Source organism: Acidithrix sp. C25, from assembly GCF_904848545.2.
This window is the reverse complement of sequence record NZ_CAJHCI020000010.1, coordinates 875,110-892,417: the sequence shown is the minus strand read 5'-3', so window position 1 is coordinate 892,417 and position 17,308 is coordinate 875,110. Positions and strand designations below refer to the sequence as shown.

11 protein-coding genes and 3 tRNA genes are annotated in these 17,308 nt (G+C 47.0%); 10 read left to right on the top strand and 4 right to left on the bottom strand.

Going from position 1 to position 17,308, the window contains the following annotated elements:
• Position 1: 1 nt before the first annotated feature.
• Genes nuoL through ACIDITHRIX25_RS79560 form a run of 3 tightly spaced genes read left to right on the top strand, consistent with a single transcriptional unit; the run spans position 2 to position 5,159 of the window.
• On the top strand, positions 2-1,933 hold the full coding sequence (gene nuoL, locus ACIDITHRIX25_RS79570; RefSeq protein ID WP_201733340.1) for an NADH-quinone oxidoreductase subunit L: 1,932 nt from the start codon (positions 2-4) through the stop codon (positions 1,931-1,933).
• Positions 1,934-1,989: 56 nt separating this feature from the next.
• Complete coding sequence (locus tag ACIDITHRIX25_RS79565) at positions 1,990-3,525, top strand: complex I subunit 4 family protein (protein WP_201733339.1); 1,536 nt, start codon at positions 1,990-1,992, stop codon at positions 3,523-3,525.
• A 5-nt stretch (positions 3,526-3,530) separates the two neighbouring features.
• On the top strand, positions 3,531-5,159 hold the full coding sequence (locus ACIDITHRIX25_RS79560) for an NADH-quinone oxidoreductase subunit N (protein WP_052604348.1): 1,629 nt from the start codon (positions 3,531-3,533) through the stop codon (positions 5,157-5,159).
• A 523-nt stretch (positions 5,160-5,682) separates the two neighbouring features.
• Here ACIDITHRIX25_RS79560 and ACIDITHRIX25_RS79555 read toward each other — a convergent pair.
• Positions 5,683-8,730, bottom strand: coding sequence for a bifunctional lysylphosphatidylglycerol flippase/synthetase MprF (locus ACIDITHRIX25_RS79555; RefSeq protein ID WP_052604347.1), 3,048 nt, complete (start codon positions 8,728-8,730; stop codon positions 5,683-5,685).
• A gap of 92 nt (positions 8,731-8,822) precedes the next feature.
• Here ACIDITHRIX25_RS79555 and ACIDITHRIX25_RS79550 point away from each other — a divergent pair, with 92 nt between their 5' ends.
• On the top strand, positions 8,823-9,320 hold the full coding sequence (locus tag ACIDITHRIX25_RS79550) for a phosphatase domain-containing protein (RefSeq protein ID WP_052604346.1): 498 nt from the start codon (positions 8,823-8,825) through the stop codon (positions 9,318-9,320).
• 317 nt (positions 9,321-9,637) lie between these two features.
• On the opposite strand, the gene ACIDITHRIX25_RS79545 is transcribed toward ACIDITHRIX25_RS79550, so the two are convergent.
• Entirely contained in the window at positions 9,638-10,126 is a 489-nt protein-coding gene (locus tag ACIDITHRIX25_RS79545) for a YajQ family cyclic di-GMP-binding protein (RefSeq protein WP_200891172.1), read from the bottom strand.
• A gap of 27 nt (positions 10,127-10,153) precedes the next feature.
• Between ACIDITHRIX25_RS79545 and ACIDITHRIX25_RS79540 the strand changes: the two genes are divergently transcribed.
• From ACIDITHRIX25_RS79540 to ACIDITHRIX25_RS79530, 3 genes are all read left to right on the top strand, one after another.
• A tRNA-Tyr gene (locus ACIDITHRIX25_RS79540) sits at positions 10,154-10,235 on the top strand.
• Positions 10,236-10,699: 464 nt separating this feature from the next.
• Positions 10,700-12,217, top strand: a complete 1,518-nt coding sequence (gene mptB / locus ACIDITHRIX25_RS79535; protein ID WP_201733338.1) for a polyprenol phosphomannose-dependent alpha 1,6 mannosyltransferase MptB — start codon at positions 10,700-10,702, stop codon at positions 12,215-12,217.
• Positions 12,218-12,256: 39 nt separating this feature from the next.
• Positions 12,257-12,889 (top strand): DNA-3-methyladenine glycosylase family protein, encoded by a 633-nt coding sequence (locus ACIDITHRIX25_RS79530; protein ID WP_201733337.1) that lies wholly within the window; start codon positions 12,257-12,259, stop codon positions 12,887-12,889.
• A gap of 1,640 nt (positions 12,890-14,529) precedes the next feature.
• On the opposite strand, the gene ACIDITHRIX25_RS79525 is transcribed toward ACIDITHRIX25_RS79530, so the two are convergent.
• Positions 14,530-15,042, bottom strand: coding sequence for a GNAT family N-acetyltransferase (locus ACIDITHRIX25_RS79525; protein ID WP_160291698.1), 513 nt, complete (start codon positions 15,040-15,042; stop codon positions 14,530-14,532).
• Positions 15,043-15,161: 119 nt separating this feature from the next.
• Between ACIDITHRIX25_RS79525 and ACIDITHRIX25_RS79520 the strand changes: the two genes are divergently transcribed.
• From ACIDITHRIX25_RS79520 to rpmG, 3 genes are all read left to right on the top strand, one after another.
• Positions 15,162-15,237 (top strand) — tRNA-Thr (locus tag ACIDITHRIX25_RS79520).
• A gap of 1 nt (position 15,238) precedes the next feature.
• Positions 15,239-15,315: transfer RNA gene (locus ACIDITHRIX25_RS79515), tRNA-Met, on the top strand.
• A gap of 75 nt (positions 15,316-15,390) precedes the next feature.
• The gene (gene rpmG / locus ACIDITHRIX25_RS79510) at positions 15,391-15,555 is read left to right on the top strand and encodes a 50S ribosomal protein L33 (RefSeq protein ID WP_082058425.1); all 165 of its coding nucleotides are present in this window, start codon (positions 15,391-15,393) and stop codon (positions 15,553-15,555) included.
• An 879-nt stretch (positions 15,556-16,434) separates the two neighbouring features.
• Here the strand turns inward: rpmG and ACIDITHRIX25_RS79505 are convergent.
• Positions 16,435-17,028 (bottom strand): RNA polymerase sigma factor, encoded by a 594-nt coding sequence (locus ACIDITHRIX25_RS79505; RefSeq protein ID WP_052604339.1) that lies wholly within the window; start codon positions 17,026-17,028, stop codon positions 16,435-16,437.
• Between the last annotated feature and the right edge of the window lie 280 nt (positions 17,029-17,308).

The following is a 17,308-nucleotide window of genomic DNA, read 5'->3' as shown; positions in this document are numbered from 1 at the left end:
CGTGGAAGGTTTAATTTTTCTCATACCGGCTATGCCGTTAGCTGGTTTCTTTATCAACCTATTTTTTGGGAGATTTCTTCCAAAGCGGGTTGTAGGTTGGCTGGCAACAGCTCTGGTCGGTGTCTCATTTGTAATTGCACTGACTGAATACTTTCACCTGCTTTCTCTGACTTCAGCTGCTAGGGCGTTGGCACCTAACCTCTTTACATGGTTTGCAGTGGGTCATTTGAGCATTCACTTCGGGGCTTATTTGGATCCGTTGTCGAGCGTGATGATATTGTTCGTGACCGGTGTAGCGACCTTGATACATGCTTATTCCATTGGCTATATGGATCATGATCCTCGATTTAGAACGTTCTTTGTCTATTTGAACCTCTTTGTCTTCTCAATGTTGGTCTTGGTTCTTGCCAATAACTTTGTCGTAGCCTTCCTTGGTTGGGAGGGTGTTGGCGCCTGTTCGTATTGGTTGATCTCATTTTGGTTCGACCGAGATAGTGCAGCTTCAGCTGGCAAGAAGGCCTTTATTATCAACCGAATTGGTGACTTTGGCTACATGCTTGGAATGTTCTTGCTCTTTGAGGTTGCAAAGTCGCTCAATTATACTTCGGTATTTGGCAATATTGCCTCGAGCGCAGCACATGGTGGTCATCCCTTCATAAGCGGCCCCCAAGCTACTGCGATTGCCTTGCTGCTCTTTGTCGGTGCGGCTGGTAAATCCGCTCAGATTCCACTCTTTGTATGGCTAGTGGATGCCATGGAGGGTCCAACTCCAGTTTCAGCTTTGATTCATGCCGCCACAATGGTTACCGCAGGCGTCTATTTGATGGCTAGAGTCGCTCCGATCATTCACCTCTCATCGAACGCTGGCACCGTGATTGCGATAGTTGGCGCTGCGACTGCCTTTGTCGCTGCGACCGCTGCGACCGCCCAGAATGATATCAAGAAGGTTCTTGCTTATTCAACGGTTTCACAGCTCGGGTATATGTTTCTTGGAATTGGTTCAGGAGCATATGTTGCTGCGATCTTTTTGATGATAACCCACGCATTCTACAAAGCACTTTTGTTCCTTGGCGCTGGCTCGGTGATTCACTCCTTGGGTGATGAACAAGATATCAAGAAGATGGGAGCGCTCTATAAATTGATGCCAATTACTGGCTTCACCTTTATCATTGCGTGGCTTTCCATTGCAGGTTTGCCGCCTTTTTCGGGATTTTTCTCCAAAGGCGATGTCCTCCTAGCTGCCTATTCAAAGTCTCCAATACTTTGGGCCGTTGGAGCCATAACAGCAATACTTACGGCTTACTACATGGGACGAGAAGTTTATCTGGTCTTCTTTGGTTCACCAAGATATCGCGAAGCGCTCACTAACCATGATGGCCACGGTGCTCATTCAGAGCCCCATGAATCTCCAAAGGTTATGACCGTGCCGCTGATTATCCTGGCAATTGCCTCGATCTTGGCTGGTGTCATGAACCTTGGTATTAGCTCGAGCACAGACTTTCTAACCAACTGGCTATTGCCAGTCTTTGGTAAGGCTCAGGCAAACTTGACCTTTGGTGGTGGTACTAAAGTGATTTTGGAAGTCGGTGACATCGTCTTTGCGCTCCTTGGTATCTTCATAGCAACTAGAGCTTGGTCTAAGACCGCAAGCAACCCATCTCTCGAGGTTGGTTTCTTGAAAAAGGGATGGCAGATCGACCATCTCTTCGACTCAGTCTTCGCTAGAGGATCTAGCGGACTCGCGATCGAATTGAATGAGATAGTTGATAATGAAGTTATCGATGGTGCCGTAAATGGCTCGGGACGTCTAATTGGCGCTCTTGGTGGATCGCTGCGGGGAATTCAAAGTGGTTACGTTCGAAGTTATGCCTTGATCATCAGCTTTGGTGTGGTTTTGATTCTCGGCTTTGTAATTACGAGAGCAGGTCTTTAGGAGATGTTATATGTCGAACCAATGCAAGATGAGATTAATAGTGGCGGTGAAGTTCGTTGAGTAACGTATTGGAAGTCCTTGTTATTTTGCCAGCCATAGGTGCTCTTTTGATTGCGCTCCTTCCCAAAGAGGTCCGAGGAAGACTGGTAGTTCCAATAACAGGAGCTATATCTATTGCCGAGGCAATATTGGCGATCGTTCTCGCCGTCAACTTCAAGGCTGGAGTGGCATCTTATCAATATGTTTCGAGCTACAGTTGGATCTCTTCTTTTGGGATCTCTTGGAAGCTCGGGGTAGATGGGATCTCGATCTTTTTAGTCCTTCTGACGGCCTTGATCTTTCCGATTGCATATATCGGTGCCAAGGAGCGAGCCAACGCGCAGAGCTTCGCAGCCTGGATGCTTCTCCTAGAGGCAGCCTGTATGGGTAGTTTTATGAGCTTGGACCTGTTCGCATTTTTTGTTACCTTTGAATTGACCTTAATACCGACCTATTTCCTGATCGGGTCGTGGGGCTATGAAAAGAGTGGCGCTGCGGCTATCAAGTTCTTTATCTATACCTTCCTAGGCTCTGCACTTTTGCTAGTTGGAATGCTTGCACTCGTCTTTATCCATTCGGCTCAAACTGGCGTTACGACCTTTGACATTGCCGCTTTGGCTAAGACATCACTTTCTAGCGGAACTGAGAAGTGGCTCTTTTTGGCCTTTACCGCGGCATTTGCCGTGAAAGCTCCGATCTTCCCCTTTCACACTTGGTCGCCTGACGCCTATCGGCAAGCGCCTACGTCGGGCGTAATTGTCCTTGCTGCCATTATGGCCAAGCTTGGTACCTATGGTATCTTGCGTTTTGACTTCACGCTCTTTCCGCATGCGGTTGTCTCATTTGGTCCATTGCTGCTTACTTTGGCGGTAATAGGGATCATCTACGGAGGAATCGTGGCCGCTGGCGAGCGTGATATAAAGCGAATGCTCGCCTATTCTTCTTTGAGTCACATGGGCTTTATAATCTTAGGATTCTTTGCCCTGTCGCGCGAGGGCGTAGCTGGCGGCGTGCTTCAGATGATAAATCATGGCATCTATACTGCTGCACTATTTTTATTGGTGGGCTTTCTCTTTGCGGCAACTGGAGCTATCGACATGGATCGCCTTGGTGGGCTTCAATCCAAGGCACCGGTCATGGCAGGTATTTTCACCTTGTTTGTAATGGCATCGATAGGACTGCCTGGACTAAGCGGCTTTGTAGGTGAGTTTTTGATTCTCATTGGTAGCTTTAGCACCCATCGCTGGTGGGCTGTTGTGGCTGCTTTTGGTGTCGTTATCTCGGCCGTCTATATGCTTTGGTCATACCAACGGATATTTCATGGGAAGCCATCGGAGCCAGACTTGATTCCAGAGAGTCGTCCGATTGAGATCAAGAAGGGTCAGATCTTGGTCCTTGCACCACTGATCGTGATAGTAGTTGCTTTGGGTCTTTATCCACGACCGATCCTTGATCGAATAACTCCCAGTGTGAATGCCCTTATAAGCCATGTAAATGCAGCGAACGTCTCTCCAAATGCTATGGGCGTTATCGTGCAAAAAGGAAAGGGATAGTCCTTATGAATTCAATCCTTGGATTAATATCTACTGGCCCCAAGATTGTCTTTCCGTCGATTTCCTATAAGGCAATTGGCCCCGAGATAATTCTGATCGTGGGAGCCCTGGTGATCATGCTGATCTCATCGCTTGCGCCATCGCTAAAACGGACCAAGGCGATTGGCGCGATGGCATTTGCCGTAACCGCCATTGCTTTGATCGATTCGATTGTTCTTTGGTCGAACTTTGTCTCCCATGGGGCATCGAGAGCGATAGCATCCTCGATCGTACTCGATGGATTTGCTATATTTTTGATGATTACGATCTCTTCTGCGGCGCTTCTGTCGGTATTGGCCGGCGAAGCTTACCTATCGAGGAGCCGGATCGGTCGAGTTGAGTATCACTGCCTTTTGCTTCTATCAAGCGCTGGCGCCATCCTTTTAGCAAGCGCTGGCGACCTGATCGTTGTCTTTTTGGGCCTTGAGATCTTGTCGATTGCCCTCTATGTCATGGCAGCTTTCGAAAAGCGCAATCAACTATCTGGCGAAGCAGGACTAAAGTACTTCATACTTGGCGGTTTTTCCTCTGCAATCTTCTTGTATGGAATTGCCCTTACATACGGTGCCACCGGCACTACCAACATTCAAAAGATCGCCTCTTTCTTGGCCACTAATACCGTAACTTCTAACGGTGTTTTATTGGCTGGAATTGCGCTTTTGATCGTCGGTTTGGGCTTCAAGGTTGCTGCAGTTCCTTTTCACCTTTGGACACCAGACGTCTATCAAGGAGCTCCAGCGGCTGCGAGTGGTTATATGGCAGCAGTGGCCAAGGCCGCAGGTTTTGCAGGTCTGCTGAGGATTCTGATAACGGCGTTTCCTACTCAGCGCCTTGATTGGCAGCCTATTATTTGGGGACTTGCGGCTCTTACGCTCGTTGTGGGTGCAATACTGGCGATAGTTCAAAGCGATATCAAGCGCATGCTTGCATACTCCTCGATTAATCATGCTGGTTTTGTACTACTTGGAGTTGCAGCTGGCACTGCCGGTGGGGTTTCAGGCTCGCTGTACTACTTGATCGCTTACACCTTCATGGTCATTGGCACCTTTGCTATTGTAAATGTCTTTGAAGATAGCGATACGGGTGTGGTTCCGATCGAACGCCTTAGGGGTCTCGCTAGAACTAATCCGGCGCTAGCGCTCTTTATGGCAGTATTACTCGTAGCTCAAGCAGGTGCGCCGCTCACAACTGGTTTATTGGCTAAGTTCTCAGTTATTGCTGCGACTGTAAAGGCTCATTCTTATATCCTCGCCGTGATTGCGATGCTATCAGCTGTAATCGCCACCTTCTTCTATCTGCGAGTGGTAGCCGTCATGTACTCTAAGGTTCCACAAGACAAGGTCTCTGAATCACCTATTGACGATGAGGAAGTGTTGGTATTTGCGAGTGGCGGTGATGGTGATCTGGGTTCGTTCGATCGACCCGAAGGCGATTTGGCGGTACTAGCTCCCGCAAAGGTGGCGGTAGCTCGCTCGCTACGAATTTCAACTGAAGCTAAGATCGTGGTCGGAATAAGCATTCTATTTACTGTTGGATTTGGTATCTTTCCGAATCCTCTTGTTCATATGGCAGATTTAGCCAAGCTTCTGTTTTAGAGAATCAATTCTTCGAGAACCAGTTTTTAGGGCGGGTTCGCAATGAGTAGATGTTAATCAAAAGGGCTCGATTAAGGTGTTTATCACCCTGATCGAGCCCTTTGTTTTTAGCGATTGTGGCGCGTTCGGGCTTTTCTCGCAATGTTGGTCGCAATTAGCATTAAAAGGGGACCAACTCCTGCTTTGCCTTGGATGGTTGGTTTCGGTCTAAAAAAGGCGGTCTTTCAGTTTTTTGTGGGGGAATGAAGTTCGGATACTTTATTCTTGCGAGCCAGGATGCCAGGATTGAAAGAATTGCAAGGAGCTAGTTTTGTTTTTGAATTTCGGAGAGATTCTTGAATGTATTTTCGCGGTATAGGTTTTAATAGTGGGTTTTAGTACTTCCTTGCCATTGATTTGGGCAAGGAAAGAGGGGGTAAACCGGCACCTAAGGACTAAACACAGCTCCCCATTGGCCTTTTAGATTGGCCTTTTAGAACTAGTTCTAGCATCGTTTGGCTCTTTCAAGTAGCAATACCGATTGCTATTGCTTTGGAACTAGAAACTTTCCTATAACTGGAAGTTCCCAAAGCGATTCTGCTCGAGCAATTGCGATAGCAATTTGAGGGAGGCTGTCTGGGGATTCAAAGACCAGATAGCGAGGAAGCCAGATTGGATGGAATTTGGAGTTGAAGCGCCAGAGGCTCTCAATCTGCATTGTATCTGATAATCTTTTGAGAAACCATCTTTCGATCCTCGAACTGACACCGTCTTCAGTCTCTCCAGCTATGACGGCACGCATTGTCGCGAAGTTTAAGCTGAGCGCCTCCATTGCATTTGCCCTTAGATATTCAATTGTGGCTACCACCATAAGGTCGGTTAGTCCATTTGGATGGTCAGCTAGATCCCGACGCATAAGGTCAAGTGAATATCCATTTATTCCTGGTGCGGGTACCCATTGGCAGAAGCCCACCACCTCGTTGTTTGGGCCATAAGCTATGCTCAATAAGAGGCCAATATCTCTTGGATCTAGAAAGCGACCAAGTGTCATAGAGAAGCCTCGTTCGACCCCACCTTTGCGACTTTGTGCGAGGACTCTGGTGAGTTCATCGCGCAACGGGCCGCTAACAGTTGCCGGGTCTACGAATTCGACACGGTAGTTGTAGTTGCGCATTCTGTTGACGGCTTGCCGGAGCGATTTATTCTTATTTCCATCTAGGTGGAAGTCGGAGACATTTACCACTGCTTCATCTCCGATATAGATGGAGTGAAGGCCGCTAGAGGCATAGGTTGTCTGCCATGGTTCGCCAGAACCTAGTACGCATATCGTCCAACCATTTGAATTTGCATGATTTCGAAATGCATTCCAGGCTTGAGTGGCCGTTGCAGCTGGTCCTATAGGGTCAGGTGAGACCACGGCTACTGTGCCAATCACGGCATAGGCGATCAAGGTGTTATAGGCGATAAAGTGCGATTTGTCGTCGCGAAGAGCAAAGTAGTCAAGTGTGGTTTTGGAGTAGCGGTTGACTATCTCAGTTGGCGTAAGTGCAGGTCGACCTGGCAGAGTCAATCTTGCCACCTTTGCCTCAACTACTGGTCGAGATGCTCGAAGGAGAAGAAGAGCTAGAAGCGTTAAGGCGGAGTAGCTGAGCGCTGGGGCTAGAAAAAGGTTGATTGAATGAGGAATTGGGATCGATTGTGACCCTACCATCCGTTCAAGAACCGCTAGGAGTCCATTGAGTATTCCTATAGAGGTGCTACGGCTAAAGAGCAGAAGATCAAGGCGTAATGCTAAAGAGCCAGCGATAAAGATCAAAAGCCATCCAATTGGTATCCTGATGATGCCCTTTAGCATGGGAATCCTATTTGTTGGCGCAGTGAATGCTTTGCGAGAGGCGACGAGCGATCCAACCAATATCGCGGTCAGAATCGACTCCTCAATGTCGCCACCCTTGATCAGGTTGGTTATGACGCTGGCGCTAGCTATAGCCACTGTCAGCAGGTAGGCGACTCGTTGACCCCTTCTTAGACCACTGGCGAGAGCCATTAGCCCCACGGATTCGATCGCAGCAATCGCATTGGCGGCCACGGGTACCGCTAGTGGGATGAACTCTGTTATAAGACTTAGCCGCGAGCGAAGTGGTGGCACCAGAGTTGAAATTAAGTCAATTAATCCAACTAGCAGAACGCCAAGGGCCACTAGTCGCCGTGGCCTTGAGAATTTGGTAGAGGTTGCGTCGCTAGGAATGTAGCCTTCGCCACCGGGATATGACGCCAGGATACGCAGGCCACTCGTCGGATCGTGTTTTCCTAGACGAACAAGTCGCTCGCTCCTTGACTCTAGGGGCAGTTCTTCAGTCTGAGAATAGAGACGAACTCTCACTTTGGCACCTGGCTGAATTTCTACCCAGGTGCACTGCGCGATCGGCTGAAAGACTGATGGTAGTCCAAATCGTGCTGGGGACTCTCTGTAGCATTTTGATATTCCACCAGTGGCGCAAAAGAATCCTGAGGTCATGTCGGTCATCTCGGGGTTCAGGCTGTTGCCGATGATGGTTCCGATATGGCTGTCGTCTAACGCCTCCATGGCTGCGATTCGTGCGGCAAGGTTTGGTAGTGCTTCTCCGCTATTTGTGGCGATAAGTGGATTTTCAATCATCCCGGCGTATGTTCGACGCGCTAGCCACGTTGCAATGGTCAGGACTAGGACTGCATCCAATAGTGTGGCTGCGCCAGCAATTTGGATAAAGGGTGCTAACGCGCGAATTCGATGTTTGAAGTGACCTATCGTTGGCAGCGCCAGAATTACCGGCAACTTAATGAAAAAGGCGCCCAGAATCGGTGCGATGAGCCATGGAAGATATCGCATTGCCTTTCGATAGAAGATTCGGGATGCGAAGAATCGAGATATTGCGCCCTGGTTGTCGACGAGGTCTATGCCTTCTAGCCATTTTGCCCGTTTGGTCAGATGGGGAATTATCTCCCCAATGAGATGCGTAGACCATGGGGTATCAACTTTTGAATATGGATCGACTTGATTCGATCTGGCTTCGAATTCTCGCCCTGAGAATATATCGATTGTTTTTGGTCCATTGGTGGTCTCGACAATAAGGCTGACCTTGATTCCTAAGCTGGCTTGGCCTATCGTTTCTAAGTCTTTTTGTTGAGAGAGATCCCAAGCTAGAGATCGATCTCTAGAACCAGGAAGAATGTAGATTTCAAAGCCGTGAGAGGTAGTGAGGTCCCGAAGTTGACCAAAGAACTCCTTTTCCTGATCGATTAGGTCACAAACTTTGACTTGTAGGGTTTGATTAGAAAGATCAAAGAGATTCCCAGCAAAGATTATTACCCCTGGTCCATCGAGTGTTGCCAGGTATTCCTTGAATTTGGTTAGTTCGCCGCGAGTGCCGGGCTCAAAGCGACCGATCAAAAGATCTGAAGCTACGATCACCCGGCTTCCGATACCGACATGAACTTCAATTTCTTTCTTGCAAGCGCTATGAAGGCTTTCATCCACAAAATCATCGATGCTTTCTTTAATGTGCATCGTTTGATTTTCGGCTTCATATGGTTTTGCAGATAGTGAATCCAAGTTAGTTATCCTTACCCCTTTCATATCTCAATAGGATAATCGCTATCAGGGATTGATTATCTGACTGAAGTGATCCAAGGAGATATCCAAATATGCAAATTGACCTTTCAGGCCGACCCAAGAATTGGATAATCAACGAGAAGGTCAGTATCAATGAAACCGCGATCATCTTTGATATTGACGGAGTTCTAGCGGATGCTTCTCTCCGGCAACACTTTTTAGATCGCCCGAGACGCGACTGGGATGGATTTTTCAATGCGGCTGGTGATGACCCCCTGATCAAAGAGATGGGCACCTTGATGACGCTTATCGATCCCCAATTTAGTTTTATTTTGATGACCGGTCGACCGTCGTCGATCGCCGACTTGACCGTTGCATGGTTAGCTACGAACAACCTTCGGTGGGATCTGTTGATTACCCGTAATTGGGGGGACTATAGCCGAGCGAGAGAATTCAAGGCGTTAGAGACCAATCAGTTGTTGGGGATGAACTTTGAGATCGTTTTGGCATTCGAAGATGATAAGCGAAACGTCGAGATGTTTCGAGAAAATGGGGTGCCATGTATCTACATTGAGTCGGGCTACTACTGATCCATTGCATCGAAAGACCAAAAGCTAAAGCACGGTTTGCCCTGCTTGAATCGTATGAATCAGCTTTGATCTAGCCGATAGTTGCCCCTTGGGGCAACTATCGGCGATAAAGTTTATAATTCTTATCAATTGGTCTCTTTGAGAACTTACATTAAGGACCAGCCTGATTATCGACCTAACTTGTTCAATGGCCGATAATCAGCTACCACAATGAGGCTCCACAACGCCTAAAGAGTCTCCCAATTCGCTTGCGCACCCATTGGGCGTTGGCTTTCTAGAAATGTAGCGGTTTGCTTGTATCTTTAGCTACGAAGGAGTCAATCTCGAAAATTATTGAATTGTAGGGGTATCTGAAAATCACCCTCGCGCAGTTTGGAGATCACCTCTTGGAGATCATCTCGTTTTTTGCCTGAGATCCGCAAGGAATCGCCTTGGATTGAACCCGAGACGCCTTTGAGGTTTAAGTCTTTTATGAATTTGTTAATTGCTTTTGCTTTTTCAGAGGAAATTCCGGCAACGAGCTTGATCGTTTGACGAGCCGATCCCCGACTACCTTCTACAATTTGACCCTTCTCGAGGCTCTTTAGCGAGACGCCCCTTTTTACTAGTTTTTCTTCCAGTACGATTTCAAGAGCCTTTAGGCGGTCCTGAGACGATGATGAAAGGTGGAGCTCGGAGTCGGTATATTCGATCTCCGAATTTGTATCTTTAAAGTCGAAACGTGTCGATGCTTCGCGATTTGCTTGATCAACCGCATTTCGAACTTCTTGTAGGTTTACTTCTGAAACGACATCAAATGTTGGCACACTAATATAGGATATTCACAAAAGAGTGGGTCGGTGCCCGAGCGGTCAAAGGGAGCAGACTGTAAATCTGCCGGTTACGCCTACGTAGGTTCGAACCCTACCCGGCCCACAAAGCTATGTTCGACTTTATTTGTATCCGAAAAAGTGGATAAAGTTATTGGCGACATAGCACTCAAGAGTCTCCCTTCTTACCACCCTTTTTACCGTAAAGTTTCCCTTTGGGTATATTGAGAAGTTTTGACCTTATTGCGTTTCTTGGATTTAGATTCTGCTAGCGACATTTAACCTGGTACTAATGATCTTCTCGCATGGCAATTGCTTATCTGCTGATTTCGTTTGCTTAGGCTGGGAAGTGGTCGATTTCTGTTATTTATGAAATTGTGCTGAAGTGACGATTAGTATTCGACCTCCATTCGGGATTGTGTGAGTGAAATATCAGGTACGATTAATTGTTATAGATAGTTGAATAGTAACCCGATCTGGAAAGTGCAAGTCCGCTTCGACCCGAAATTTCCCAATCGATGTAGTTGGCAGTCTTAGTAATCTTAAAGAACGACGGTCCCAAGAAGGCAAATGCAATTAGCTCAATCGAAATTGATGAATGGAATCAACAATCTAACTACCGTGCGTAGGCATGATCTAAAATTTGTACGCAACGTTGGAATTGTTTCGACCGTGGCTATAGTCATTGGCTCGCTTTCTCCATCGGTTCCCTTCACCTCTAAAATTCCCGGTTCATGGTTTTTTGGAATCGCCAACGGTCCGCTTTCGTTAGGGATACTTCCTTCGTGGCTCGCACAAGCGATTTTTTATTTCGGCTTTATCTCAGGTCTTTTAGCCTGGCTATGGCTAGTTCAACTTGTCATGGCAAAGGAAGTTACCACTAAGCAGTTGATAGTGATAGGAGCAATCTGGTTTGTACCCCTTGCGATAGCCGGTCCCCTATATTCGAGAGATATTTACAGCTATGCTGCAATTGGCGAAATGGTCTCGAGGCATATTTCACCCTATCAGTATGGCCCCAATATTTTGGGAGCGACGCCATATTTGAATACAGTTGACCCATTTTGGGGTAATGCTCCAGCTCCTTATGGCCCGCTCTTTTTATGGTTTTCCGGTGTTGCGGCGGTCGTAACCCAGCATAATCCATTTGCCACCATGCTATTTTTGAGAGTCGCCACGGTCATTGCTGTCTTAGCCATCATCTTCAGTTCGATGAGAATCGCAGAGATTTTGGGTAAAGACAAAAGGATCGCTTTGGTTTTGATTGGATTAAATCCGATCGTAATCTTTCACCTTGCATCTTCTGGCCATAACGATGCGTTCATGATAGCTTTCATGACCCTGGGCCTTTTGATGTTTTACAAGGGTCATTCTATTTTAGCGACGGTCTTGATTTCTGCAGGTGCGGCGGTCAAGGTTCCTGCCGTGATAGCGTTGGCCTTTATCGCCTGGAATTCTACGGCTGGTAACAAGATCAAGGATAAGATCATCCCTTCAATCAAGTATGGGTCGATAGCACTTGCAACTGTAGGGGCTATTTCATATTCGACAGGTCTTGGATGGGGTTGGATCCATAATCTAGGAACGCCGGGCACTGTTAGATCGCCAGCGGTACCTACTACAGCCCTGGCGGCTTGGTCAGATAGGTTGACCTCTTTGTTGGGGATTCCGCTTCATTTTGCCGGATTCCTAACGCTCTATAGGGCTTTGGGACTTCTTGGGGCGGCTTTGATCACGCTGTATTTTGCCTTTCACCTAGAGCGTTTTAGCTTTGAAAGAGCGATTGGGTACTCGTTATTGGCGCTTGTCTTGTTGGGACCAGTTATCCAACCATGGTATATTGCATGGGGCCTGATTTTCGTGGCCATTTCGCCCAGCGAGCGAGTTGTGAACGGTGTAGTAGTGGTGACGTTTATGGGCATGATGCTAGGTCTCCCCGACGGCCCGATGCTTGTCTCTTGGACTGTGTACGTCGTTGGAACCCTCGCTCTTGTGGGATATCTGGGTGTGCGATATCAGTTGTCTTTTATCCCGTCGCAGTTAAAGGCGCTGAATCTCACCCGTGAGAGACTATTTGTCAATCGATAGTCGCAGTAGGGCTCTTGAAGTACTGATGTTGGATTCAAAGTGATCGATCCAGACGTTGAGTTTTTCCTTAGATCTCATCCAGAATTTGCTGGTCTCTATAATCACTTTGGGGTTCCTGGCTTTTTAACTCCTAACTTGTCTTTTGTTAGAAGTTCAAATGAGATTTTTGCATCTTTGGTTCGAACTGTTGTGCATCAGCAATTGTCGGGCGCCGTCGCGAGCGTCTTTGACAAAAGAATACAAGAGGCTGCTTCGGGTGATGTTTCACCAGAGAAGGTATTGGCTCTTTCGTTCGAGGGACTACGCGCATTGGGACTATCAAATTCCAAGTCCCGCTCAATTTTAGAGCTCGCTCAGAAGGTCTACATAGGTGAGTTGGATCTGATAGAACTAGTTACTTTAGATGAGGCTGCTATCTCTAGTTCATTGTGCGGGCTATATGGTTTTGGACCTTGGTCTGCGCAGATGTTTTTGCTATTTGATTTAGGCAAGAGAAATGTTTGGGCTCCAGCCGATTTAGGAGTTCGAAAGGGCTTTCGTATTCTCTATGGCCTTGATGATCTTCCTTCAATACCAGAGATGACTAAACATGGTGAGAGGTATTCTCCCCTTGCTTCACTTGCAACTTGGTACCTATGGCGAGTGCTTGAATTGCCTAAGTCGATCTCTTGATCTGATCTATTGACTTGGCTGCCCGACCGCTCGATTTGAGGATGATGGGGATTCTTCGATCCTGATATGATTCTCCTAAGGGGAGATCAAATTTGCTATCTTCACATTCCAGTGTATCTATTTGTGTTTGAAGAATTGCTGCCATCGAGGTTCTCAGGGTTCGTAATTTAGCGCCGTGAATAGTTTGGTTATATAAAAATAAAAGCCGCTAAGAGCGCCGATTTGGTGTGAGCTGGCCACTCGGGAAAAGCTTTCAGTGATTATAGGTTTTATTGAGATTAAGTGCAATATAAAACTGACGAGTGTGGTGGTTTTATATTTAGCTTAGTGCTGGTTTTGATTAAACTAATTTATCGGATTAGGTTTGTACTCATTGGCATTTTGGTGACTCTTGTGAGAATAAGAGATTTAGTCATGATATTGTACCGATTCCTCGCCAAGGTCGGTTTAATTGGTGATTGATCTTTTTGTAACCTATCAAGGACGAGAAGTCCTAGATTTCGCAACCTTTTCTGGATTAATGAGGTGATGAGTGGGGTATTTGCCGTCAACCTGAGACTATTTGCATAGTTTTTGTGACGCTTGGCATGACGCTTTGCTCTTTTATTTGAATGACGACACCTTTTAGTCGCTGGCGTTTCAATGCTTGTTCTGGGGTACTGGTATGGTCGCCAGCATGCTATATCGTTTTAAATAATTGGTCCATACTGGCTATTCGATAGAGGCCAATGGATAGAGGCCATTCGACTCCAAAGGGTAGGAGTTTCATTGAGATGGCGCCTTTTGACTCGGGTGACCCTCCTTTGGTCGATTTTGAAGGCTTAGAAATTACGAGCTGTCTGCAATAGGTCTTTATACTTTTGCCCAATTTAGTCTTTTGGCTATTCCGATGGGTTTCATTGTTCTAGATGGCTGTAGCTTTTTCGTACCCATTATGGCCGATCAGCTTCGTCGTCTTATGAATTGGTTCTATGACTTCTTGAATTGACTTACCGTGGATTGATTTAAGGATAAGCGATCTGCGATGTGATTTTTTTAGAGGAAGCAATTTTACATAAAGCCATTAATCAGCGCAGCCACGGATCGACTGAAGCTTTTCCTGGTGATCCATAGTGGTTCTATAAGCGACCGGGCGATAATCGATTCCGCATTGATCACACTGATTAGATTATTGATATGTGAATAGACAATTGGTGCTTTGGGCTACCAAATGACTCTCCACCAAGGGGGATTTGTGGCTGAGATCATCTTTGTATCAAGTTTATTTGGAAATACCAAATGATTCTTGACTCCTGAAAGTGCCAAGGTGTGGTCTGCTTTGATAAGGTGCCAAGTGCCAATGAGAAGATAGAGCACACAGATGGTGTCCTTGGCTGGGTTTATTTACTTTGGTCGGCACTTTTGCATCGCTAGGGTAAATCACCGATTCCAACTAATCGACCTAGATACGCCTTTGTGAGTAGTTGTAGATTTTGCTCCCCTTCTTCTCGACCTTGGTTGGTGGGCATTTGCTTTCTGGCCTACGAAGATTTTAAGAGGAGGCGGACTATCTTGTCTGATTCCCGGTGCGATAAGAGCGTTGCCTTCATGATCAAAGCCGGCCTCCGTGCTTGGCAGATTGCGCCGTCGACGGGGATCTTTTATTGAGGTTTTAGCAAGAGTTCAAGGAGCATCATGTCGATCCATTTTCCAAATTTCCTACCGACTTCACGCTCAAGGCCAACTTCGAAGAAGCCAATTGACTTATGAAGGGCAAGCGATGCGGTGTGATCTGAAGCCACCCTAGCCATACAGGCATGAAAGCCATGTTTCGCCGCTAGTCCAACGATGTTGGAGAGGAGTAATTTGCCGATACCTCGACCCTGGAAATTAGGGTCAATGTAAATAGAGTCTTCGACGGTGGTCGAATAGCCAGGACGAACGCGGTATGGTGATACTGACGCGAACCCTACGACTTGTTCTGAAATGGTGGCAACGAGAGCAGGGTATGGGCCTAAGTGTTCTTCAATCCATTTAGTCTGTGTCTCGATCGTTCTTGGAACAAGGTCAAGTGTCACGCGGGAGCCAAGTACTTCGCGATTGTAGATTTGCATCAATGGCACTGTGTCGGTAAGTGTTGCCGGTCTTACGGCGACTTTCGGGGTATTTGGCATTGTTATTTTCATAATCGTAGTTGATGCCAGCTAGTAGATTGTTGTGAATTTTGATTTCCCTTAAACGTCAGGTTTTGCCTTTGGGCGGATATAGAATAACTAAGCTATTTTTATCAAGCGCCCCCTTAGCTCAGACGGCAGAGCACATCCATGGTAAGGATGGGGTCGTCGGTTCGATTCCGACAGGGGGCTCCAAGGCGGCGTAGCTCAGGTGGTTAGAGCACACGGCTCATAATCGTGGGGTCGTCGGTTCGAGTCCGACCGCCGCTACCAGAAGTAGCAGTGCATTGCTTTTCGTAATGTATAGGTAGTCGCTGTGAACGAGTTTAGAGATACACGGAGAGCTCAATGGCAAAGAACGAAAAAAGAATTAAAGTAACGCTCGCTTGCGAGACCTGCAAAAGGCGTAATTATATTACGACAAAAAACCGAATCAACGATCGCGAGCGAATCGAAATGAAGAAGTATTGTCGTTGGGATCGTCAGCACACAACTCACAAAGAGACTAGGTAGTTTCTTTCTTATTAGATCTCGCCGCATCTTTTGCTAAGGGTTACTCTTGGCAAAAGATGCGGCGTTTTTATTTAATTTTTTGCGAACTCCTAGATCTATCCATTAGCGATAGCTATTTCTAGCTACTTTCAATGCGACGGCCTTGCGCTCTTCAAATCCGTGGTTTGTAATAACCGAAACTTCGCCACCAAAGTGCAGTTTCGCCAATGGATGTTAAACCTTTGCATTGAATCTGAGGAGATATCCAATTGGAGTTTGACCCAGCAACGCTATCTTCTGTTTGAGTCGGTGTTTGGGGCGCTAGGGTACGGCTACCGTTTCGATTTTGGGTTGAAGGAGTGGTGTGATGGTCGTGGCTTGATTGTATGGCGTGGGGGTAATAGCAATTTCTAGAATTTCGCTGTTGTTGGTTATATCTGTCTCTTGGATTCTCCTGTCTCTTGGATTCTCCTGTCTCTTGGATTTTCACCCCTAGGACCGCTAGCGCGTCGCAATCGTCGCCATGGTCGTAATGTCATTCGGCGGTACTTTGAACTTTAACCGACAGGGCGCTCTGATTGGGTCTGCGCAAATTGGGTCTGCGCAAATTGGGTCTGCGCAAATTGGGTCGCCGCGGTGATTGTCGGTTTTGATTCATGGGGCATTTAGGTGAGTCACCCGTATTGCTACCTTGGCGATGGTGTGTGGCACTAAGGGATAAAAATTCGCTATTTCATTTGGATCACTGGCGAGTGAAACTTTTATCTATTTTTGTCTTGTAGCTATTTCATGCTTTGAGTTCAATGGAGTTGACGACATAACCCCGGCATATTTGTATCGACTTTGGAATCAAGCCGATGTACAAAAACTATGGCCTGTGGGATCAAGTCGGACGTTACCTCAAGCGTGGCGCCTTTTTTTCCCGTTACCTATGACATCTGGCGCTTCACCTTCGGCGATGAGGTGGATTCGCAATAATTTACGCGCCCTATGTAGGCGAACCTTTGCATTGGATTCGGTAATTCCAAGCACCAAAGCGATCTCTGAATGCTCCATTCCATAGAGCTCTTTTAGGATTACGATGCGCCGCAACTCCTCTGGGAGTTTCTTTAAGGCCGCTTGAACCTCCATCGTGGATGCTATATCTTGATCGGTGACGCTTGAATTAGAAAGGGTGTCACCGAGTAGGACGTCAGCTCCTTCGATTACTTCAAAGCGTCGCCTCCTAGCTTTAGCAAGCAGGGTCGAGCTAGCATTTGTGACAATGCTAGACATCCACCGGCTAAAGCTAGAGTCTCCTCTAAAGTTCTTGAGCGAGCGGAAGGCTCTCAAATAGGCCTCTTGGAGTGCGTCACGTGCGTCGTCTAGATTTCCCGTTAGGGCTACGGCCCGCGCTAGGAGGTTTGGATATGTAATCCGTACTAATTCGTCGAAAGCTTCATGGCTGCCGGTTTTGGCCTCTTCTACGAGACGCTTGACTGCATTGGTGTCCATGCTCTGCTCCCGACTTTCTCCAAACCGATAAGTTCCTATGATAGTTCTTAAAATTGGTAGAGGAGACCAATAGCTACAGCATTTTGGTCTCGCGAGCAACCCACTGCGACGTTACCTTCGTTTGACCACGCTAGATCCGTCGATTTGTTTAATTAAATCCCTGGTCTCCTCATTGGCCGCAAGCAAATAGGAGGCGTTCAATGAGAAAATATCTTGATCTAGATCTTTGTCCGGACTCTGGAGCGCCAGACTGCGCTTGATCTGGACTTCTCGTAGCCAT